Genomic DNA, 20,246 nt, shown 5'->3' on the forward strand with positions numbered 1-20,246 from the left:
TACTAAGAGACCGATGGTCCGTTATGTTGGACGAATAAGAGACCGCCAGTACTTAAGGGGTGTTCGTCGTGTACCAGGTTCCTGACCAGCGAGGTAAGCGCATCGTCGTGACCGGCGCGAACAGCGGCACGGGCAAGGAGACGGCCAAGCGACTGGCAGGGGCCGGGGCCGACGTCGTGCTCGCGGTGCGCACGGAGGCCAAGGGCGAGCAGGCGAAGGCGGAGATCCTCGCCGCGCACCCCGGCGCCCAGGTCGAGGTCCGCCGGCTCGATCTGGCGGACCAGGCTTCGGTGCGCGCGTTCGCCGACGGCCTGATCGCCGAGGGCAGGCCGTTGGACGTGCTGGTGAACAACGCCGGCGTGATGAACGTGCCCGCCCGCACCGAGACCGCCGACGGCTTCGAACTCCAGCTGGCCAGCAACTTCCTCGGCCCGTTCGCACTGACGGTCCGGCTCCTGCCGTTGCTGCTGGTCGCTCCCGCGCCCAGGGTCGCCACGATGAGCAGCGGGGCCGCGTTCCGGGGAAAGATCGACTTCGACGACCTGCAGTCCCGCCGCCGGTACAGCCCGACGCTGACCTACTCCCACTCCAAGCTGGCCGACCTGCTGCTGATGGTGCACCTGACGGACCTCGCGCAGGAGCGCGGGTGGCCGTTGCTGTCGGTCGGCGCGCACCCCGGTTACACCCGCACCAACCTGACGACCTCCGGTCCGCACCTGAACGGTGGACGGCCCGGCCTCGTCGAGTCGTTGATGTACAAAGTCGTGCCGTCGCAGGGCGTTGAGCAGGGCTCCGAGCCGCTGCTGTACGCGGCGGCCGACCCCGACGTGGTCCCCAGCGGCTACTACGGCCCGCGCTGGGCGCTCGTCGGTCCGACCAGGCCCGCCTCGTTGCCGCGGCCTGCCAGGGACAAGGCGCTGGCCGCCCGCCTGTGGGCCGAGGCCGAACGCCTCACCGGCACGTCGGTGGAGGTCGTGGGCCGGTGATCCCGCGTTCGGGCAAGATCGAAGCATGACCCATCGAGTTGACGACATGCCGTTGCCGGTTTGGCTCCCGGAGTCCGGTTCCGGCCCCGGCATCGTGCTGATCCAGGAGATCTTCGGCCTGGACGGGTACCTGCGCGGTGTTGCCGAGAAGCTCGCCGCGCTCGGCTACGTCGTGGCCGTGCCCGAGTTGTTCCACCGCTTCCAGCCGGGCTGGGTGGGCGAGCACGACGAGGCCGGCATCGCGAAGTCGATGGAGGTCGTCGGCAACCTCGACTTCCCGCTCGCCGTGCAGGACGTCGTCGCGTCGGTCGAGTACCTGCGCGGGCTGCCCGAGGTCACCGGCGGCGTCGGCGTGTTCGGCTTCTGCCTCGGCGGCACCCTGGCCTACTCGGCGGCCGTCGCCGACGGCCCGGACACCGCAGTGTCGTTCTACGGCTCGGGCGTGCCGGACCAGATCGGCACGCTGGACCAGGTGTCGTGCCCGATCCAGTTCATCTTCGGCACCGAGGACGCGTTCATCACCGGCTACCAGAAGGTCGCGGACGCGGTGCCGTCGCACGAGGGCGCCGAGATCCATCTGGAGGCCGCGGGCCACGCGTTCCTCAACCACCTCGGCCCCTGGTACGACAAGGACGCGGCCGACCGCGCCTGGGACCAGTCCGTGAAGTTCCTCGCGCGCACGCTTCCCGCCTAGGCGATGCACGGCACCGCGAGCTGCTGCGAGAAGTACCTCTCCAGCGGCTTGCGGTGCAACCGGCGCTCGACCGCGATCAGCTCGTTGCGCCGGTAGTGCCTCACCTGCGTGCTCGTGACGACGAACCCGTTGCGTTCGGCCGTCGGCATCTCGTCGTAGAGCAACGCGTGCTGTCCTTGCGTCACAACGACATCCGCCAGACCGTCCGGAATCTCGCTGGCGCGTGTCGCGATGGTGGCGGCGAGCGCGTCCGGCCGGTTGCGCAACCGGCGATGCGGCCACGGCACCCCGTGGTGTTCGGCCTCCAGCGTCCGGTGCAACGCCCTGGCCGCGTGCCGGATCGCCTTGATCGAGTCGCCGGTGAGCACGTGCACCTCGGGCGCGTCCAGCGTCGTGTCCCTGCGGAACCCGGTGCACACGATCACCCTGTCGTACCGCAGCTCGCCGGTGCCGTCGATCGTCGCGACGAACTCGTTGCCCTCCTTGACGACCCGCTGCACCGTCCGCCCGACGGTGTGCGTGACCCGTGCTGTCGACGCGATGTTGTCCGCCGTCTCGAACGCGCTGTGCCCACGTCCGATGATCAGCACCCGTTTCCCCGCGTACTCGGTCGGATCGGTGCTGGCCGTCGCGTACGTCTCCGCGTGCTCGACGCCGGGAACACTGGGCAGATAGGGCTTCTTGCCGGTGGCGACGATGACGTGCCGCGCGTTGTACTGGCTGAGATCGCTGACCGGCGTGTTGTAGCGGACGTTCAACGGCCGTGCGAAGTCCTCCAGGTACCGCACCAGGTCGTCCGCGTTGGGGAAGGATCGCTTGCTGTAGCGCGCGAACGGCACGCCCTCGAACAGAGAGTTGTCGTCCGTCGAGAGAACTCGATGCCGCGGGAACGTCCGGAAGAAGCTCGCCGGCTCCGGCCCCGCCTCGACGATCAGGTAGTCGCGGCCTGCACGGTGCAGAAAGCGCCCCATCTGCAAGCCCGCCGGACCCGCACCGATCACCAGGTACTCCACCATCACGCACCTCCCGGCGTCCTCTACGCCGAGCACGGCGAAAAGGTTCAGACGGGCGGTCTGCCTCCATGATGACCGCTACCGGCGAGTTCTGGCCAACCTTCCCGCCTGCCGGACACCTGCCGCGCGGATAGGCTGAGCCGATGAGGTTCATCGCGGTGCCGGCACTGATGTTGCTGCTGGCCGCCTGCGCCTCCCAGGCCGCGCCTGAGCCCACTCCGTCCTCCGAGCCCACGAGCGAGTCCCCCATGCCGCCGACGCCGCCCAGGCAGGAACCGTTCGAGATCACGACGGAGGTCAGCGGCGTCCGCGAGTGGCAGAACTCCCCGGAGCAGATGGGGTTCGTCTACCGCGTGCAGCCCATCGACTTCACCCTGACAGCCCGCAACACCGGCAGCACACCGCAGTCGGACGCCCGGATCAGGTTCGTCGTCGAGGACATGGACGGCGAGGGCGACCTGACCGTCGGCGGCGAAGGATGGACGTGCGAGGGCGGCCGCGACATCGCCTGCACCGCCACCGGCACCACCGCCGCAGGCGGCACCTGGTCCCCGCTCACCCTGACGATGCGGCACACCAAGGCCGGGCAGACCAGCGTCGTCGTCCACTGGGAGGACGTGGCGCCCAACGTGATCTTCCGTTACGACGCCGGCACCTGACCCTCGCCACTACGCTCGCGCCGTGGCGAAGGCTGATCGCGAACTCTGGTCGATCCGGACGCACATCGGCACGGTGGTGCTGATCGGCCTGGTGGTCTTCGCGGTGGCCGCCACCCTCCTGTGGCTGGCGCTGAGCATGCCGACCGCGGTGAACACCCGAGTCGACATCATCAAGATCGCACTGTCGGTGGTCGCCGGCGTGGGCGGCGTGGTCGCGCTGGTAGTGGCCTACCGCAAGCAACGCGTGGGCGAATCCGCAGAGAAGCGCGAACACGCCAAGGTCCTCAACGAACGCTTCGCCACCGCCTGCAACCAGATCGGCCACGACAAGCCCGCAGTCCGCCTCGCAGGCCTCTACGCCATGGCATCGCTGGCCGACGAGTGGACCGCGCAACGTCAGACGTGCATCGACGTCCTGTGCGCGTACCTCCGCATCCCGTACGAGCCGTCGCTGGACTCCGAATGGGACCACGACGAGGAGACCGAGGTCCGCCTCTCGATCACCAGCGTCATCGCCGCCCACCTCCGCGACGATGCCCCGACGAGCTGGCAGGGCCACGACTTCCACCTCACCAGGGCGGTCCTGCGCGCCGCGGACTTCGCCGGAATCCACATGACCGGCGGGAACCTGGTGCTCAGCCTGGCGCGCTTCCCCGGCGGCTGGGTGTCGTTCGACGGCATGAAGGTGAGTGGCGGCGAGGTGTGGTTCGGCGGCGCGACCTTCGCCGGAGCGCGCGTCACGTTCCACGGGGCCCAGTTCACCGGCGGCCGCGTGAAGTTCGAGGGCGCGGAGTTCAACAGCGGCGAGGTGTCGTTTCGCGGAGCCCGGTTCGCCGGCGGTGAGGTGGACCTGTCGGAAGCGGTGATCACGACGGCGCCGGTGTTCGACGACGGCGAGAAGCCGGGCCTGAAGCTCCCGTGATTGTCAGGGGTGGCTGCCAAGATCGCCGCCATGGGCACCTGGGACATCGGTCATTTCGACAACGACATCGCTGCGGACTTCTCCGGCTCGCTCGACGAGGCACCGGAGGCCGAGCGCGAGAACATCATCCGCACCACGCTGACCCGCACGATCGAAGCCGGCGAGTACCTCGACAGCCATGAGGCGTGCGAGGCCCTGGCCTCGGCCGCGCTGATCGCCGCGCAGTGTCCTGGCGGAACGCCTATCACCACGGCATACGGCCCCGACGAGCCGCTGCCGGTCTTCTCACCTGACCTGCGACCCCTCGCCGTTCAAGCCCTGGACCGCATCCTGGCAGCGGATTCGGAGCTCCCGGAGCTGTGGGACGACACCGAGCACGGCCCGCAGTGGCGGCAGAGCGTCGCCGACCTCAAAGCCGTCCTTCTCACCTGATGGACGGCGGAAAACTCAACTGTCTATGGAGCTGGACATGGCCGTGACGACGTCGCGTACCGGTTCAGCGGCTCGGTACGCCGATGTCCAGCGCACGGCGAGCTCGGTCGATCAACTGCTTGTAAGTGACGACTTCGATCCGGGAGCGGTCGGTGTTGTAACTTCGCAGCACCTCGTTGACCTGCTGCTCGGTGAAGTCGACGTCGTACATCGGGTGCCCGATGACCACGGTGCCACTCGCTCTCCTCGCATCGATGCCGTGGCGTTCCAGAATCTCCGCCCGGTGCTCGTCGAACGCCCGGAGATAGTTCGCGACCTGTGCGGTGGCGCGGTTGACGTCGTCGGAGGTGATCGGGACACCTCGGTGGAGTTTCACGGACCGGGTGTTCGCCTTTTTCAGTTCGACGACGTGCAGCACTCCATCCGGTCGCAGCAGCGCCAAGTCGACCTCTGAACCGGGAGTCAGGCGCCTGACTCCCGAGAGGCCGACGTATCCGCCTCCGAACAGCCAGGACGCGCGCTCCACCAATCGCTGCAACCCGCTTTCCTTGGTGAACGGGTTCTCGATCGCCGTCTCCAACTCGTCCAGTTGTCCGCGCCTGATTCGGAGTTGGGCCGCCGCGACCAGAAGATCGGCGTCGGGTGTTGCCAACAGTGCGTCGACCTGGGGGTCGATGTCCTCTTCCGCGCGGAACTCGACCCGGTCGACCAAGACGTCGGTCAGCCAGGCCCCGATATCCGACCTGACTCGGAACGCGCCGTAGTGTCCGGCTCTCCTGGCTCGCACGAACCGCAGAGCGCGACGGCCTTCACGTTCGTAGTAGGCGGCAATGTCGGCCGCGGTGGCGCTCGGGTCCTCGGCGAGCAGATGGTCGATCTCATGTTTGATGAACGCCCTCAAGCCGCTCACTGTGGTTTGAAGGTTTTGGACATCCGTCAACTGTCCGGAGTTGTTGTAGAGGTCGTGCTTGACGTTCAGGTCGGTTTCCAGCAGTACGCCGGTCATGTAGGCAATGGCGTCCTGGGCACCTTCCTGACTCGCCGAGTCCCCGGCCCGATGTGCTTCTCGCTGGATGAACTCCAGCAGTTCGACCAAGGGCTTCCCGCCCTTGTAGGGGCTTTGCGCGCCCATCAGGTCGAGCGCGTCCATGAAGTGCTGTGCAACTTCAGGGGAAGCCAGTTCGTGCAGGGACAGGAGTAGAGACTTGAGCGTGTAGTCGGACCTGAGCGCCATAGGCGGTGATCTTGGTGCAACGGCAAAGCATCTGTCCGCCGATCGAATGGGCGGTCCGCGCGGCTCCGGACGCGTCCACATCCTGGACGTCGGAACACCCCAACCGTCCACAGTGTTGGATACGGCCGTGACGACTGTGAAGCGCCGTGCCCGTGTCCGTGCCCCTGAACTGGTAGGACGGGGCTGGCTGAACACCGGCGGCGAGCAGATCAGCCTCAAGGACCTGCGCGGCAAGATCGTGCTGCTCGACTTCTGGACCTTCTGCTGCATCAACTGCCTGCACGTCCTGGACGAGCTGCGGCCCCTCGAGAAGGAGTTCGAGGACGTCCTCGTCACCATCGGCGTGCACTCGCCGAAGTTCGTCCACGAGGCCGACCCCGAGGCGCTCAAGGCCGCCGTCGAGCGGTACGAGGTGCACCACCCGGTCCTGGACGACCCGGAGCTCACGACCTGGCAGCACTACGCCGTCAAGGCGTGGCCGACGCTCACGCTGGTCGACCCCGAGGGCTACGTGGTGCACGTTGCCGCTGGTGAGGGGCACGTTGAGGCTCTCAGAACCATCATCAAAGAGCTGATCGACGAACACGACGAGAAGGGCACGCTGGACCGCGGCGAAGGGCCGTACCAGGCGCCGGAGCCGGCGAACACCACGCTGCGGTTCCCGGCGAAGGCCATCGTCACGCCGCGCAACACGATCCTCGTCAGCGACTCCGCTCACCACAGCATCGTGGAGCTCGAAGCGGACGGCGAGACCGTCATCCGCCGCATCGGTACCGGCGAACGCGGCCGCCAGGACGGCACCTCGCCCACCTTCTCCGAGCCCGCGGGTCTCACCGAAGTCCCCAACACCCACGGCTACGACGTCGTCATCGCGGACACGGTCAACCACCTCCTCCGCGGCCTCAACCTCGAAACCGGCGAGGTCACGACCCTCGCGGGCACCGGCGAGCAGTGGCGTGACGGCGAGACGGACGGGCCCGCCGACAAGATCGAGCTGACCAGCCCGTGGGACGTCGCCTGGTGGAACGGTGGCGTCGCCATCGCCATGGCCGGCAACCACACGCTGAGCTTCTTCGACCCCGCCCGGAACACCGTCGAAAGACTGGCCGGCACCACCGTCGAGGGCATCAACGACGGCGCGGCGAACCAAGCTTTCTTCGCGCAGACGTCCGGGCTCGCGGCGGACGGCGATCGGTTGTGGATGGTCGACTCCGAGACGAGTTCGCTGCGCTATCTCGAGAACGGCGAGGTGCACACGGTCATCGGCAAGGGGCTGTTCGCGTTCGGCCACAAGGACGGCGCCGCGGACGAGGCCCTCCTGCAGCACCCGCTGGGCGTCACGGTCCTGAAAGACCACTCGGTCGCCATCAGCGACACCTACAACAACGCCATCAGGCGCTTCGACCCCGAGACGAACACCCTCACCACCATCGCCACGGACATCGCCGAGCCGTCTGACGCGCTGATCATCGACGACGAGCTCGTGGTCGTCGCGAGTGCGGCGCATCGGCTCGAACGGTTCGCGGCGGCCGCGACGAAGATCGACGGCGCGGCCCACGAGGTGAAGCGTCCGTCGACCGACATCGGGCCGGGCGCGTTCGAGCTCGCGGTCGTCTTCACCCCGCCGACTGGGACGAAACTGGACGAAAGGTACGGACCGTCCACCCGTCTGGAGATCACCAGCTCACCGCCGGAGCTGATCCTGGAAGGCGCGGGTGTCGGCACGGAACTGGTACGCGCGTTGCGGATCAACGATCAGGTCACGAACGGCGTTTTGCACGTCGTAGCGCAGGCCGCCAGTTGCAGTGACGATCCTGCCGACGAACACCCGGTCTGTCGCCTGACCAGGCAGGACTGGGGGGTGCCGGTTCGAGTTGTTGCCGATGCACCTACCAGGTTGCCGTTGCTCATGGGCGGCATGGACGAGGAGGGTTCGCAAGCCACGTAGACTCTGCGGGTGCCTGATGTCAAGCTCGAGATCCAGATGCTGTACGACCGCGTCATGGTCCGCATCTCGCCGGAGGACGGCGAGCGGCGTTCCAGCGGAGGCATCGTGATCCCCGCTACGGCCCAGATGGCGAAGCGGTTGGCGTGGGGTGATGTGTTCGGAGTCGGTACCAGCGTGCGCCACGTGAAGGTCGGCGACCGGGTGATGTTCAACCCGGAAGATCAGCTTGAGGTCGAGGTGCACGGCACCACGTATCTCGTGATGAGGGAACGCGATCTGCACGCGGTTGCGACGGAGCTCACCGAGCACGGTACTGGTCTGTATCTATGAGCCGCCGGTTGTGATCGACGCCTGATAGCTGCACACATTTGCCACCTCAGGAGAGACAGGGCGACGGGGAGAGCTGTGCCGTACGACGCTGACAAGACGAGAGCGATGCCTCCGGTGGGTCCCGGCGGCACCTCCTCCGAGCAGACGACCAAGATCACCCCGGTCCGGGTGGACGCCTCGACCGAGGCCTGGCCGTCCGAGGAGCCGGACCCGAGCGAGCCGACCGTCACCGCTGCCGTGCCCGGTGTCGGGTTCCCGGCCAGCGAGGACGCCACCGAGTACATGAAGCCGGTGCTGCCGCCGGAACCGCGGCCTGAGGACTCCGGTGTCTACGGGCCGGTGATGATCGAGCCCGGTGAGGACGAGGCCCAGCCGAAGTTCAACCGGAAGCGGGCGGTCATCGTGGCCGCGGCCGTGGTCGGCGCCTTCGGCCTGCTCTACGGCCTCGACATCCTCGTCTCCAGTGGCAACGTGCCGCGCGGCGTGACGGTGGCGGGCGTCGACGTCGGCGGCATGAGCCACGCCGACGCCGAGAAGAAGCTGCGCGACGAGATCGGCCCGCGCCTCGACAAGCCCGTCGCGCTCAAGGCCGGCGACGTCACCGCCGAGCTCGACCCGAAGAACGCGGGTCTGGAGCTCGACTGGAACGGCACGATCGACCGTGCGGGCAGCCAGCCGCTCAGCCCGATCACGCGCGTCACCTCGTTCTTCACCAGCCGCGAGGTCGGTGTCGCGACGAAGGCGGACGACGCGAAGGTCTCCGGCGCGCTCGAGGCTCTGCGTCCCAAGCTCGACCACGATCCGATCGAGGGCACCATCAAGTTCGAGGGCGCCAAGCCCGTCGCCGTCGACCCGCACGACGGCCAGAAGCTCAAGGCCGAGGACGCGGCCGGCGCGGTGGTCTCGAACTGGGCGTCCGGGAACCCGGTCGAGGTCCCGATGGACTTCACCCCGGTCAAGACGACCAAGGAGGGCGTCGAGAAGGCGCTCAACGACGTCGTCAAGACCGCGGTCTCCGGCCCTGTCGTCATCAAGGGCGAGGGCAAGGACGCGACGCTCTCGCCGGAGCAGATCGGCGCCACGCTGGCCTTCGCTCCCGGTGACGGCGGCGCGCTGAACGTCACGCCCAACAAGGACAAGCTCGCCGAGGTGATCGCGCCGCAGCTCAAGGACACGGTCAAGGAGGGCAAGGACGCCGAGATCGTCTTCGAGGGCGGCAAGCCGACGGTCAAGCCGTCGGTGGACGGCCTCGACCTCGACTGGGACAAGAACCTGCAGCCCTACTTCGACACGCTGAAGAAGACGGACGCGCGCGAGGTCAAGTTCGAGTACAAGCACACGCCCGCGAAGGTCACCACCGAGCAGGCGAACAAGATGGGCATCAAGGAGGTCATCGGCGAGTTCCAGACCGGTGGCTTCGCTGCCGCCTCCGGCGTGAACATCCGGGTGGTCGCCGAGAAGGTGAACGGCGCGATCGTGAAGCCCAAGGAGACGTTCAGCCTCAACAAGTACACCGGCCCCCGCGGCACCGCGCAGGGCTACGTCGAGGCGGGCATCATCGAGAACGGCATCCCCGGTATGGCGGTCGGTGGCGGCATCTCGCAGTTCGCGACCACGCTCTACAACGCGTACTACTACGCGGGCATGAAGGACGCGGGTCACAAGGAGCACAGCTACTGGATCACGCGGTACCCGAAGGGCCGCGAGGCCACCGTGTTCATGGACACCGCGGGCAACAGCCTGATCGACGTCGCGTTCACGAACCCGGACGACACGGGCGTCGCCATCCAGACGATCTGGACGGGCTCCTCGATCAAGATCGTGCTCTGGGGTACCAAGAACTACGACGTCACCGGTTCCACCAGTGGCGACTTCAACCCCACCCAGCCGCAGGAGAAGAAGGTCAGCAAGGCCGGCTGCGCGCCGAGCAACGGCGCCCCCGGCTTCTCGGTGACGGACACCCGCACGATCACGGACCGCCGCACCGGCCAGTCGCGCAACGAGTCGCGCACGGTCCGCTACGACCCGCAGTTCAAGATCATCTGTGAGCCGCCGCCCGGCGGCTGAGCAAGTTTCAGGTTCACGGTGGCCACGCGGGGGTATTCACTCCTTCGTGGCCACTGTTGCGCAAGAGGCGCGAAGACACCCCGTCGTCCAGACGCTCGGGCGGGCGGGAATGGTGCTGTACGGGGTCGTGCACGTCCTGGTGGCGTGGCTTGCGATCCAGGTCGCGTTCGGTGACTCCGAACAGGCCGACTCGAAAGGCGCGGTGAGCGACATCGCTCAGGGCGGCGCGTGGTTGCTGTGGACGCTCGGCATCGGACTCGTGTGCTTCGCGCTGTGGCAGCTGCTTCTCGCCTTCGTCGGGTACACCTACATCGGCAAGAAGCGGAAGCGCATCTCCAAGCGCATCGGCTCCGCTGCCCGCGCCGTCACGGCGACCGGTATCGCCCTGGCTGCCTTCAAGTACGCGACGGGCTCCGGTAGCGGCGGCGACCAGAACCAGCAGCAGCAAGAACTCACGGCTCAGGTGCTCTCCTGGCCCGGTGGTCAGTTCATCGTCGGTGCCGTGGCGATCGGCATCCTCTCGATCGCCGGCGTGATCGTCTACAAGGGTGTCAAGAAGTCCTTCGAGAAGGACCTCGACATGGGCAAGGCCCCGAAGTGGATCGAGCCGGTCGGCAGGATCGGCTGGATCGGCAAGGGCGCCGCGTACGGCGTGATCGGTGTCCTCGTCGGACTCGCCGCCATCAACGCGGACCCCCAGCAGTCCGGCGGCATGGACAAGGCGCTGAAGACGTTGGCGGCACAGCCTTACGGCGTGTTCCTGCTGTCCGCGGTGGCGATCGGCATCGCCGCGTTCGGCGTGTACTGCTTCGCGGCGGCGCGCGCCCTCAAGGAGTGACGTCGGAGGCCGCGAGCCCGTGCTCGTGCCGGGCCGCGGCCGCCTGCGCCTCCACCGTCATCGACGCCAGGACCTGCCCCGCCGCCACGTAGAAGACGTTCGGGCTGGCGTTGTCCGGTCCCCAGCCGGGACTTCCCCGCAGCAGCAGGAGATCACCAGGATCCGGGTTCATCCCCTCGAACCAGGAGTCCTGCTCGACGCCGGTCCGCTGCCACGCGATCACGGCCTTGGTGCCGCTCCCCGCTCGTTGGTACACCTGCGCGACGCTCGCCAGTTCTGCTCCCGGCGACGCGTCGCGCAGCTCGTTCATGTGCCGCCGGTACCCGAACCACAGCTCGTCCTGGCGCACCTGCCGGTTCTTCAGGCGTCGCAGGACGACCGTCGCGAGCGCCACGAGGCCGGCGATCGCGCACACCATCAGCAGGTACAGGAACACCGGCCAATCTTTGATTCCGAACGAGGGACTGTCAACTGACAACGAAATCAAGCTGCGTCTGGTGAGGTGATCGCGCTGGCGTGCCGGTCATGTCGAGTCCTGAGGCATCCAGGGCCGGGTCTGCGGTGTAGCCGTCAGCCCCGGAAACCCCCTTCATTCCTCGGAGCTCCTCCGTGCCTCTTTCGCTGTACCTGCTTGCCCTGGCCGTGTTCGCCATGGGCACCTCAGAGTTCATGCTCTCCGGGCTCTTGCCTGCCATCGCCGTCGACTTCGACGTGTCCGTCGGCACCGCCGGACTGCTCACCTCCGCGTTCGCCGCGGGCATGGCCGTCGGCGCGCCGCTGATGGCGGTGCTCGCCCGCACCTGGTCCCCGCGCCTGAGCCTGTTCGGGTTCGTCGTCGTGTTCCTGGTCGCGCACGTGGCCGGTGCCGTCACGACGAGTTTCGCGGTGTTGCTGATGTCCAGGGTGCTCGCCGCACTCGCGAATGCCGGGTTTCTCGCCGTGGCACTGACAACGGGCGCCGCGCTCGTACCGCCGCGACGACGGGGACGGGCGCTCGCCGTGCTGCTGTCCGGCACGACGGTGGCCACCGTCGCCGGTGTGCCGGGAGGGTCGTTGCTCGGCACCTCACTCGGCTGGCGTGCCACGTTCCTCGCGGTCGCTGTGCTCTGCGTACCCGCCGCTATCGGTGTACTGCAAGGGATTCCGGCGCACCGGGAGCGTGTCGTGCCGCCCGCGTTGCGCCCGGAACTCACCGAACTCCCGAAGCCACCTGGTGGTGACGGACGTCGCCGGGCTGAGCGAGTGGTGGGTGCCGGTCGCGCTGGTGCTGTTCGGCGTCGGTTCTTTCCTCGGCGTCGCGATCGGTGGCAGGTTCGCCGACACCTCGCCACGGCCTGTCGTGGCGTTCTGCGGGCCGTTGACGCTCGCCGGCTGGGTGAGTCTGGACGTGCTCGGCAGGGAGTCGATCGTGTTGCCGGCACTGGTCTTCGTGCTCGGCGTGCTGTCGTTCGCGGTCGGCAGCACGTTGATCGCTCGCGTGCTGCACCATGCGACGGGTGCGCCCACGATGGCCGATTCCTACGCGACCGCGGCGTTCAACGTCGGCGCCGCCATCGGTCCGATTCTGTTGTGAGGCAATGAAAAACGGGTCCCCGCACCCCGGGCAGGGGATGCGCGGACCCGTCGTCTTCGAGGTGCTTAGAAAGCGCTCTCGTCGATGTCCATCAGTGCGTTGTCGGTCTGCTCGGCGATCTTGCGGCGCGAGGTGAGCTCCGGCAGCACGGTCTTCGCGAAGAACGACGCCACCGCGATCTTGCCCTCGTAGAACGCCTTGTCCTTGGCGGACGGCGTGCCACCGAGCTTCTCCAGCGCGACCTCGGCCTGGCGCAGCAGCAGCCAGCCGACGAGGACGTCGCCCGCGGTCATCAGCAGGCGGACCGAGTTCTGGCCGACCTTGTAGAGGTTGCGGACGTCCTCCTGCGAGGTGGTCAGGAACCCGACCAGCGCGCCGAGCATGCCCTGCAGGTCTTCGAGACCCTGCTTGAGCAGCGCCCGCTCCTCCTTCAGGCGACCGTTGCCGCCCTCGTTGTCGAGGAACTTCTGGATCTCGCCGTTGATGAACGCGAGAGCCTGGCCCTGGTCACGGATGATCTTCCGGAAGAAGAAGTCCAGCGACTGGATGGCCGTGGTGCCCTCGTACAACGAGTCGATCTTCGCGTCGCGGATGTACTGCTCGATCGGGTACTCCTGCAGGAAGCCCGAACCGCCCAGGGTCTGCAGCGACTGCGCCAGCTGCTCGTACGCGCGCTCGGAACCGACGCCCTTGACGATCGGCAGCAGCAGGTCGTTGACCTTCGCCGCCAGCTTCGCGTCCTCGCCGCCGAGCATCACCTTGTCCTGCTGCGTCGCGGTGTACAGGTACACGGCGCGCAGGCCCTCGGCGTACGCCTTCTGCAGCATCAGGCTGCGGCGGACGTCCGGGTGGTTGGTGATGGTGACGCGAGGAGCGGTCTTGTCCGTCATGCGCGTCAGGTCGGCGCTCTGCACGCGCTCCTTGGCGTAGGACAGCGCGTTCAGGTAGCCGGTCGACAGCGTCGCGATGGCCTTGGTGCCGACCATCATGCGGGCGTACTCGATGACGTCGAACATCTGCGCGATGCCGTCGTGCACCTCGCCCAGCAGCCAACCCTTGGCGGGCACGCCGTGCTGGCCGAACGTCAGCTCGCACGTGGTGGACGCCTTGAGGCCCATCTTGTGCTCGACGTTGGTGACGAAGGCGCCGTTGCGCTCGCCCAGCTCACCGGACTCCGGGTCGAAGTGGAACTTCGGCACCAGGAAGAGCGACAGGCCCTTGGTGCCCGGCTTCGCCTCGACGCCTTCGCCCTCGGGACGCGCGAGCACCATGTGCATGATGTTCTCGGTCAGGTCCTGGTCGGCGGACGTGATGAAGCGCTTCACGCCGTCGATGTGCCAGGAGCCGTCCTCCTGCTTGAAGGCCTTGGTGCGGCCGGCGCCGACGTCGGAACCGGCGTCCGGCTCGGTCAGCACCATCGTGGCGCCCCAGCCGCGGTCGATCATCAGCTGGGCCCACTGCTTGTCGCGCTCGGTGCCGTTGTTGTAGACGACCGTCGCGAAGCTCGGACCCGCCAGGTACATGTAGACGGCCGGGTTCGCGCCGAGCAGCAGCTCGGACGCGGCCCACGTGACCGACGGCGGGGTGCCGAAGCCGCCCAGCTCGTTCGGCAGGAACAGGCGGTACCACTCGCCGTCCCACACCGCCTGGTACGACTTCTTCAGCGACTCCGGCAGGGTTGCCGAGTGCGTCGCCGGGTCGAACACCGGCGGGTTGCGGTCGGCGTCGACGAAGGAGTCCCCCAGGACACCCTCCGCGAGGTTCTTCACCTCGGCCAGCACGCTGCGCGCCGTGTCCTCGTCGGACTGCTCGAACGGCCCCGTGCCGAGGTGGTCCTGCACGTTGAAGACCTCGAACAGGTTGAACTCGAGATCCCGGACGTTGCTCTTGTAGTGGCCCATCTCGTCAGCTCACTCCTCAGGGTCGCGGCGGGGTCGCCTACTGACCGGTAACAACAGAGTATTACTCGACAGTAACCCCGGCAAGGCCGACCACCCACTGGTGGCGAAGTAGACAGTCCTCTGAGTGACCTGAATCGGGCATGAGGGCCGGTCAGACGCGTACCGGGCGTTCGGGGACCATCTCGAGCAACGCAGGGTTCGTCCGTTCGGCGAAGCTCACCGAGCGGGGCACCATGACAGATTCGTAGGCCCGCACCCCGTCTCGGACACCGTCTGCGGCGATCGCGAGCGCCAGTTCGGCCGCGTCCTGCATGGCGAGGTTCGCCCCGACGCCCAGCGGAGGCTGCAGATGGGCGGCGTCGCCGAGCAGCGTCACACCGGGCGTGTGCTCCCAGGTGTGGGGCGCCGGTAGCGAGTACAGCGGGCGGTGGATCAGCTCGCCTTCGAGGAACGCCAGCAGCGACGGGTGCCAGCCCGCGTAGAGCTCCATCAGGTCGGCGTTGGAGGGCTTCCAATCCTCATCCGCGCGCATGCACGCGTACGCGCGGATGTGATCACCGCTGTTGCGCTGCGACCAGATCATCAGGCCCCCGCCGTCGGCGACCATCGTGCCCTGACCGGTGAGGTCGAGCAGCCGTTCGTCGTTGTCGTGGCGCGTCTCGACGAACATCACGCCGGTGTACAGCGGCACGGCCGGTGACAAGGCCTGACGGACCCGCGACCAGGCGCCGTCCGCCCCGATGACCAGGTCGAACGTGGACGTGGAGCCGTCCAGGAACGTGACCTCGCCCGGTTTCGCCGAGTCGATGCCCTGACCCCACGCGACGGTTCCGGGCGTGAGCGAGTCGAGCAGGAGCCGGCGGAGCTGGCCGCGGTCGATCTCCGGCCGGAAGTCGCCCTCCGCCGGTTCGTGCTCGATCAACGCGGCCGTGGCGTGGTCGACCTTGCGCTGCTCCTGGCCCTCGAAGCGGGCGAGCGCGCGCCACTGCTCGAACAGTCCGGCGGCGCGCACGGCCTCCTGGCCGCTGTCGGCGTGCAGGTCGATGGTGCCGCCCTGCTGACGGGCCTCCGGTGAGCTCTCCCGCTCGAAGACGGTGACGTTCTCGAAGCCGTGCAACTGGAGGACGCGGGCACAGGTGAGGCCGCCGATGCCGGCCCCTGCGATGGCGATGCGTGGTGAGGTCATGGCTCCAATAAAAGCGTATCGACTGCAAAAGTGCAACCACTACACTTTTGAACCGGCTCAACTCTTGCGGTACTATCGGCGGGTGACCGAGCTCGGCCGCCGCGAGCGGAAGAAGCAGCAGACCCGTCAGTCGATCTCCGACGCGGCGACGAGGCTGTTCATCGAGCGCGGGTTCGACGCCGTGGGCGTGAAGGAGATCGCCGACACCGCGGACGTGTCGGTGACGACGTTGTTCAAGCACTTCCCCAGCAAGGAGGCGCTGCTCTTCGACGAGGACGAGCAGCAGGAGTCGGCGCTGGTCGCGGCCGTGCGCAACCGCGAGGGCCGGTCGATCCCGATGGCGTTGCGCGATCACTTCGTGCAGGCGGCGAAAGGGCACGCCGACCACCCGCAGTTCGAGGTCTTCCAGCGGCTGGTGCTCGACACCTCGGCGCTGCGCGAGTACGGGCACCGGATGTGGACGCGGCATCAGCACGCGCTGGCGGCGGCCATCGCGGAGGAGATCGGCGCGCCTGCGGATGACGTCAGGTGCGCGGCACTGGCCCGGTTCGCCCTGGAGGCGCGGGACGTGATCTTCGATCGGCCCGACCGCGAACGGGCGGCCGACGAGGTGTTCGGGTTACTCGAGCACGGCTGGGCGGCCGATCAGCAGGCCTGACCGGTAGGCGAGCGACACCGCGTGCGTCCGGTCGCGCGCGCTGAGCTTGCGCAGGATGCCCTTCACGTGGGTCCGCACGGTCTCCACGGACAAGATCAGCTCGTTCGCGACCTGCTGGTTCTCCAGGCCGTCCGCGATGAGCGTGAGCACCTCGTACTCGCGCTTGGTCAGCGTCGGTCGTTCCTTCGGTCGCAGGTCGGGGTGCACGTACCCGCGTGAACGGAAGGTCTCGGCGATCACTCGGACGATCTGTTCCGGCTGGGCCGATCGCGGTACGACGCCGCGGACGCCCGCCTCCAACGCCGTCGTCACGTAGTTCGCGTGCGAGTGCGCGTCGCGGACCAGTCCGATGATCAACAGGGTCGGGTCGCGTTCGGCCAGCAGCCGGGCCACGTGGCCGACCGGGTCGAGCACTGAGTCGATGAGCAGCACGTCGGGACGCAGTCGTTCGTGCAGGCGAACGGCAGCGTGCGGATCGCCGGTCGAACCGAGCCAGCGCAGGCCTGGGGTCCTCCTGATCAGGGCGGACAGGCCTTCGCGGTAGAGCGGCACCGGATCGATCAGCGCGACGCCGGGGGCAGGCCGGCTGGGCGGGAGCATCAGCACCTCCGTTCGTGCTTCCAGAGGAGTGACGTAGTTCCCTCGGACGTGTGACGCGGAACAGTCGGTTCATGTGGATGAACAAGGGTCACGAATGTGATTCAAGACGGCCGAAGGTCTTCCGCACCCCCGCAACAGTCTCGTAAGACCTACGTCACATATCCCGTGCGGATGTGCCAGGTTCCGCCGCCATGAGGCCTGGTGCTCTCGCGGGCACACGTGTGTGCACGCAAGGAGGTCACATGGGCACCCTCGATTGGGTCGTGGTTGTCGGCTATTTCTTCGTGATGGTCGGGATCGGGCTCTGGTCGCGTGGGCGGGTCCACAACATCGCCGACTTCTTCACGGCAGGCGGCAAGATGCCGTGGTGGTTGTCCGGCATCTCGCACCACATGTCGGGCTACAGCGCGGTCATGTTCGTCGCGTTCGCCTCTGAGGCGTACCGGCTGGGACTCACCGTCTACGTGTGGTGGTCATTGACGATCGGCATCGGTGTCGGCATCGGTGCGTTCCTGTTCGCGCCCCGGTGGAACAGGTTGCGCTCGAAGCACGACGTCAAGTCGCCGCTCGAGTACCTGGCCAAGCGCTACAACGTGCCCACCCAGCAGGTCATGGCCTACGCGGGTGCGTTGCTCAAGGTCGTCGACATCGCCGCCAAGTGGGCGGCCGTCTCGATCCTGCTCCGCGGCTTCGCGGGTGTCCCGATCACCTGGGGCATCATCATCATCGGCGTGGTCACGATGATCTACTCCGTGCTCGGTGGCCTCTGGGCCGACGCGCTCACCGACTTCGGCCAGTTCATCATCCAGGCGGCCGCGGGCTTCGCGATGCTGTTCGCCGTCGCCGGCACCCTCGGCTGGGACTTCCCCGTGACGATCTGGGACAAGCTCCCGGAGAGCCACAGCGACCCGCTGGCCGGCCCGTACACGTCGACGTTCCTCATGGCGCTCTTCCTGATCAAGACGCTGGAGTACAACGGCGGCATGTGGAACCTGGCGCAGCGCTACATGGCCGCGCCGTCCGGCTTCGCGGCCAAGCGCTCGGCGCTGCTCTCGTCCGCGCTGTGGCTCGTGTGGCCGCTCGTGCTGTTCTTCCCGATGTGGGCGGCGCCGCTGATCGTGCCGGGCCTCGAAGGAGCGCAGGCGGAGAACGCGTACATCGAGATGGGCAAGCAGATGCTGCCCGCGGGCATGATCGGCCTGGTTCTGGCCGGCTTCTTCTCGCACACCATGGCCATGGTGTCGTCGGACGCGAACGTCATCGCCGCTGTCATCAACCGCGACATGCTGCCCCACCTGTGGAAGAAGGTGAAGACGTTCTCGGCGGACAACCAGTTGCTGCTGGCCCGGATAACGACGTTCACCTTCATCGGCGCCAGCATGATCATCGCGATCGCCTCCGGAGGCCAGGGCTTCGTGCTCAAGGTGGTGGTCGACCTGGTCGCCGCCACGATGGGCCCGATCGCGATCCCGCTGATGCTCGGCCTGCTGCCGTGGTTCCGCAAGGTCGGTTCGACGGCGGCGATCGCCTCGGTGGTCGGCGGCCTGGGCATGTGGGCGTTCCTGTACATCGAGCAGATGAACAAGGTCGCCTGGGTCACCAAGGGCGTGCTCGTGTCGTGGCCGCTGATGCTCTCGCTCGTGCTCTACCTGGCGATCGGCTTCCTGAAGAAGGAGCCCGACACCGAGCGCGACGTCCTGCTCGACTCGCTCAACTCCGATGAACCCGAACCGGAGAGGGTGAAGGCGTAAGCCGTTCGTTCCGCATGATCCTCGCGGCGGCGCACCCGAACAGGGTCGCCGCCGCGAGCCACACGTACGGCATAGGCGTGCCGGTGTAGGTCTGCGCCGTGGACGCCAGCACCACCGTCGCACCCGCGACCAGCCCGGTCGTCTGCGTCACCGGGTACTGGCTCCTCAGCACCGTGCCGACCGCGACGGGCACCAGCAGGAAGCCGTAGGCGAACACGCGTGTGATCAGGTTGGCGTGATCGGTGATCTCGTACTGGAGCGCTGGCAGGGCGAGCACCGTGAGGACCACACCCAGGGCGAGCCCGACAGCGAGACTCTTCACGCTCTGTCCTTGCCACGAACGCGTCATGCGCTACAGGACGTATGTGTGACCCGTTGGTTGCCGTGGCGTGCGTCATCGTCACGAGACTCTTCCTCTTTACCCATGCACAGTGGATGCATGGGTAAGTGGTCTCCCGCAGACGACGCGGAACTCGCCACGGGCTGGCGGCTCTGGCTGGAGCTGAGCGACCGCGTGTGGCCGGACCCGTCGTGGGACGGCACACCGGCCGACGCCATCCGCCAGGTCCGCTCGCTGCTCGCGGTCTGCGAGGAGATCCGCCTCTCCTACCTCGCCGAGTCGATGCGGCCGTCCACGGCGCTTTTGCAGCTGCTGCAGTCGATGTCCTTCGTCGCCTCGTTCGCCGTCGAACTGTGGCACGACGACACGCACCCGCTGGACGTGGAACGCGCCGAACTGCTGCACGGCGACCTCGCCTCGTTCGCCGACCACGTGGCCGGGGTGCGAGCGGCCCTGGCCCGAGGCGGCGGCTGGGCGGAACTGGACCGCCGCCCGTGGGGCCTGCCGGTCGACTAATCGGCCTGTTGTTCCCGCGCCGCAAGGCGTTCGGTGACCGCCTGCACGAGTGCCTTCGCGTGCGGCTCGTCACGGGTGGCCCACCCGCGCATCGCGTCGCACGGCACAACCCGGCCGTCGGTCATCAAGATCGACACGCGCTGGACGCGGCTCTGCTCGTGGTCGATGCCCTGGATGTCGTCCCACCGCAGGAACTGGTCACGCCACGAGTTGCGCACGAGCACCCCGTCCGACCTCACGATCACCGCCAGCCGCCAGGTCTGGATCACCATCGCCGCCAGAAGACCGAAGAGCAACGCGGCGAGAAGGTCCTCGGCCAGCCCGTCCACGAGGTCGTAGATCCGGAACGACAGAACGAAGTACGCGACCACCGCGATGATCACGACGGCGACACGGGCCGATGGCCTGCGGAAAGTGGTTACCCCCATGCGCCGAAGTTAGCGCCGTGCGGACCTGGCTGACCCGGAAACGACGAAAGCCCTCCAGTTGGAGGGCTTTCGTGGTGGAGCGGGTGACGGGAATCGAACCCGCCTCTACAGCTTGGGAAGCTGTCGTTCTACCAATGAACTACACCCGCAGGGTCAAGCTCGCAGCCGAT

Annotated in this window: 20 protein-coding genes, 1 tRNA gene and 1 pseudogene; 13 read left to right on the forward strand and 9 right to left on the reverse strand. The window is 67.5% G+C overall.

Annotated features, from left to right (window positions below):
- Positions 1-68: 68 nt before the first annotated feature.
- Positions 69-986 carry an SDR family oxidoreductase gene (locus tag ACIRG5_RS13180; RefSeq protein ID WP_402904340.1) on the forward strand — a complete coding sequence of 306 codons (918 nt, stop codon included), beginning with the start codon at positions 69-71 and terminating at the stop codon, positions 984-986.
- A gap of 25 nt (positions 987-1,011) precedes the next feature.
- Positions 1,012-1,680 carry a dienelactone hydrolase family protein gene (locus tag ACIRG5_RS13185; protein ID WP_402904343.1) on the forward strand — a complete coding sequence of 223 codons (669 nt, stop codon included), beginning with the start codon at positions 1,012-1,014 and terminating at the stop codon, positions 1,678-1,680.
- On the opposite strand, the gene ACIRG5_RS13190 is transcribed toward ACIRG5_RS13185, so the two are convergent.
- A complete protein-coding gene (locus ACIRG5_RS13190) occupies positions 1,677-2,729 on the reverse strand; it encodes an NAD(P)-binding domain-containing protein (RefSeq protein ID WP_402904346.1) in 1,053 nt (350 codons plus the stop codon). The two genes, ACIRG5_RS13185 and ACIRG5_RS13190, sit on opposite strands and share 4 nt — an antisense overlap.
- 107 nt (positions 2,730-2,836) lie before the next feature.
- Here ACIRG5_RS13190 and ACIRG5_RS13195 point away from each other — a divergent pair, with 107 nt between their 5' ends.
- The 3 genes from ACIRG5_RS13195 to ACIRG5_RS13205 are packed head-to-tail and all read left to right on the forward strand — an operon-like array spanning position 2,837 to position 4,706.
- Entirely contained in the window at positions 2,837-3,352 is a 516-nt protein-coding gene (locus tag ACIRG5_RS13195) for a hypothetical protein (protein WP_402904349.1), read from the forward strand.
- Between the two features lie 22 nt (positions 3,353-3,374).
- Positions 3,375-4,274, forward strand: a complete 900-nt coding sequence (locus tag ACIRG5_RS13200) for a pentapeptide repeat-containing protein (protein WP_402904352.1) — start codon at positions 3,375-3,377, stop codon at positions 4,272-4,274.
- Between the two features lie 9 nt (positions 4,275-4,283).
- Positions 4,284-4,706 carry a DUF4259 domain-containing protein gene (locus ACIRG5_RS13205; protein WP_402904354.1) on the forward strand — a complete coding sequence of 141 codons (423 nt, stop codon included), beginning with the start codon at positions 4,284-4,286 and terminating at the stop codon, positions 4,704-4,706.
- A gap of 64 nt (positions 4,707-4,770) precedes the next feature.
- Here ACIRG5_RS13205 and ACIRG5_RS13210 read toward each other — a convergent pair whose 3' ends face one another.
- A complete protein-coding gene (locus ACIRG5_RS13210) occupies positions 4,771-5,940 on the reverse strand; it encodes a Shedu anti-phage system protein SduA domain-containing protein (protein WP_402904357.1) in 1,170 nt (389 codons plus the stop codon).
- A gap of 127 nt (positions 5,941-6,067) precedes the next feature.
- On the opposite strand from ACIRG5_RS13210, the gene ACIRG5_RS13215 reads away from it, so the two are divergent.
- From ACIRG5_RS13215 to ACIRG5_RS13230, 4 genes are all read left to right on the forward strand, one after another.
- Positions 6,068-7,888, forward strand: a complete 1,821-nt coding sequence (locus ACIRG5_RS13215) for an NHL domain-containing thioredoxin family protein (protein ID WP_402904359.1) — start codon at positions 6,068-6,070, stop codon at positions 7,886-7,888.
- Positions 7,889-7,924: 36 nt separating this feature from the next.
- Positions 7,925-8,218 carry a co-chaperone GroES gene (locus tag ACIRG5_RS13220; RefSeq protein WP_084401587.1) on the forward strand — a complete coding sequence of 98 codons (294 nt, stop codon included), beginning with the start codon at positions 7,925-7,927 and terminating at the stop codon, positions 8,216-8,218.
- A 282-nt stretch (positions 8,219-8,500) separates the two neighbouring features.
- Positions 8,501-10,285, forward strand: coding sequence for a VanW family protein (locus ACIRG5_RS13225; protein ID WP_402904917.1), 1,785 nt, complete (start codon positions 8,501-8,503; stop codon positions 10,283-10,285).
- A gap of 46 nt (positions 10,286-10,331) precedes the next feature.
- Positions 10,332-11,123: a DUF1206 domain-containing protein gene (locus ACIRG5_RS13230; RefSeq protein ID WP_402904362.1), complete on the forward strand. Its 792-nt coding sequence runs from the start codon at positions 10,332-10,334 to the stop codon at positions 11,121-11,123.
- On the opposite strand, the gene ACIRG5_RS13235 is transcribed toward ACIRG5_RS13230, so the two are convergent.
- Positions 11,113-11,559 (reverse strand): hypothetical protein, encoded by a 447-nt coding sequence (locus ACIRG5_RS13235; RefSeq protein ID WP_402904365.1) that lies wholly within the window; start codon positions 11,557-11,559, stop codon positions 11,113-11,115. The two genes, ACIRG5_RS13230 and ACIRG5_RS13235, sit on opposite strands and share 11 nt — an antisense overlap.
- Positions 11,560-11,732: 173 nt before the next feature.
- On the opposite strand from ACIRG5_RS13235, the pseudogene ACIRG5_RS13240 reads away from it, so the two are divergent.
- Positions 11,733-12,690 (forward strand): annotated as a pseudogene (locus ACIRG5_RS13240) (MFS transporter); the annotation flags it as partial.
- 71 nt (positions 12,691-12,761) lie between these two features.
- On the opposite strand, the gene ACIRG5_RS13245 reads toward ACIRG5_RS13240, so the two are convergent.
- Both ACIRG5_RS13245 and ACIRG5_RS13250 read right to left on the reverse strand, forming a co-directional pair.
- The gene (locus ACIRG5_RS13245; protein ID WP_402904368.1) at positions 12,762-14,597 is read right to left on the reverse strand and encodes an acyl-CoA dehydrogenase; all 1,836 of its coding nucleotides are present in this window, start codon (positions 14,595-14,597) and stop codon (positions 12,762-12,764) included.
- A gap of 151 nt (positions 14,598-14,748) precedes the next feature.
- A complete protein-coding gene (locus ACIRG5_RS13250; RefSeq protein ID WP_402904370.1) occupies positions 14,749-15,783 on the reverse strand; it encodes an FAD-dependent oxidoreductase in 1,035 nt (344 codons plus the stop codon).
- An 82-nt stretch (positions 15,784-15,865) separates the two neighbouring features.
- Between ACIRG5_RS13250 and ACIRG5_RS13255 the strand changes: the two genes are divergently transcribed.
- Positions 15,866-16,441, forward strand: coding sequence for a TetR/AcrR family transcriptional regulator (locus ACIRG5_RS13255; RefSeq protein ID WP_402904371.1), 576 nt, complete (start codon positions 15,866-15,868; stop codon positions 16,439-16,441).
- Here ACIRG5_RS13255 and ACIRG5_RS13260 read toward each other — a convergent pair.
- Positions 16,403-17,041 (reverse strand): response regulator transcription factor, encoded by a 639-nt coding sequence (locus tag ACIRG5_RS13260; protein WP_402904373.1) that lies wholly within the window; start codon positions 17,039-17,041, stop codon positions 16,403-16,405. The two genes, ACIRG5_RS13255 and ACIRG5_RS13260, sit on opposite strands and share 39 nt — an antisense overlap.
- A 242-nt stretch (positions 17,042-17,283) precedes the next feature.
- Between ACIRG5_RS13260 and ACIRG5_RS13265 the strand changes: the two genes are divergently transcribed.
- Entirely contained in the window at positions 17,284-18,792 is a 1,509-nt protein-coding gene (locus ACIRG5_RS13265; protein ID WP_402904375.1) for a sodium:solute symporter family protein, read from the forward strand.
- Here ACIRG5_RS13265 and ACIRG5_RS13270 read toward each other — a convergent pair.
- Positions 18,752-19,114, reverse strand: a complete 363-nt coding sequence (locus ACIRG5_RS13270; protein ID WP_402904377.1) for a hypothetical protein — start codon at positions 19,112-19,114, stop codon at positions 18,752-18,754. The genes ACIRG5_RS13265 and ACIRG5_RS13270 overlap by 41 nt on opposite strands.
- A gap of 117 nt (positions 19,115-19,231) precedes the next feature.
- Here ACIRG5_RS13270 and ACIRG5_RS13275 point away from each other — a divergent pair, with 117 nt between their 5' ends.
- On the forward strand, positions 19,232-19,648 hold the full coding sequence (locus ACIRG5_RS13275) for a hypothetical protein (protein ID WP_402904379.1): 417 nt from the start codon (positions 19,232-19,234) through the stop codon (positions 19,646-19,648).
- On the opposite strand, the gene ACIRG5_RS13280 is transcribed toward ACIRG5_RS13275, so the two are convergent.
- The gene (locus ACIRG5_RS13280; RefSeq protein WP_402904381.1) at positions 19,645-20,076 is read right to left on the reverse strand and encodes a PH domain-containing protein; all 432 of its coding nucleotides are present in this window, start codon (positions 20,074-20,076) and stop codon (positions 19,645-19,647) included. The two genes, ACIRG5_RS13275 and ACIRG5_RS13280, sit on opposite strands and share 4 nt — an antisense overlap.
- A gap of 75 nt (positions 20,077-20,151) precedes the next feature.
- Positions 20,152-20,225: transfer RNA gene (locus ACIRG5_RS13285), tRNA-Gly, on the reverse strand.
- Between the last annotated feature and the right edge of the window lie 21 nt (positions 20,226-20,246).

Source organism: Lentzea sp. NPDC102401 (assembly GCF_044765805.1).
GTDB lineage: Bacteria > Actinomycetota > Actinomycetes > Mycobacteriales > Pseudonocardiaceae > Lentzea > Lentzea sokolovensis.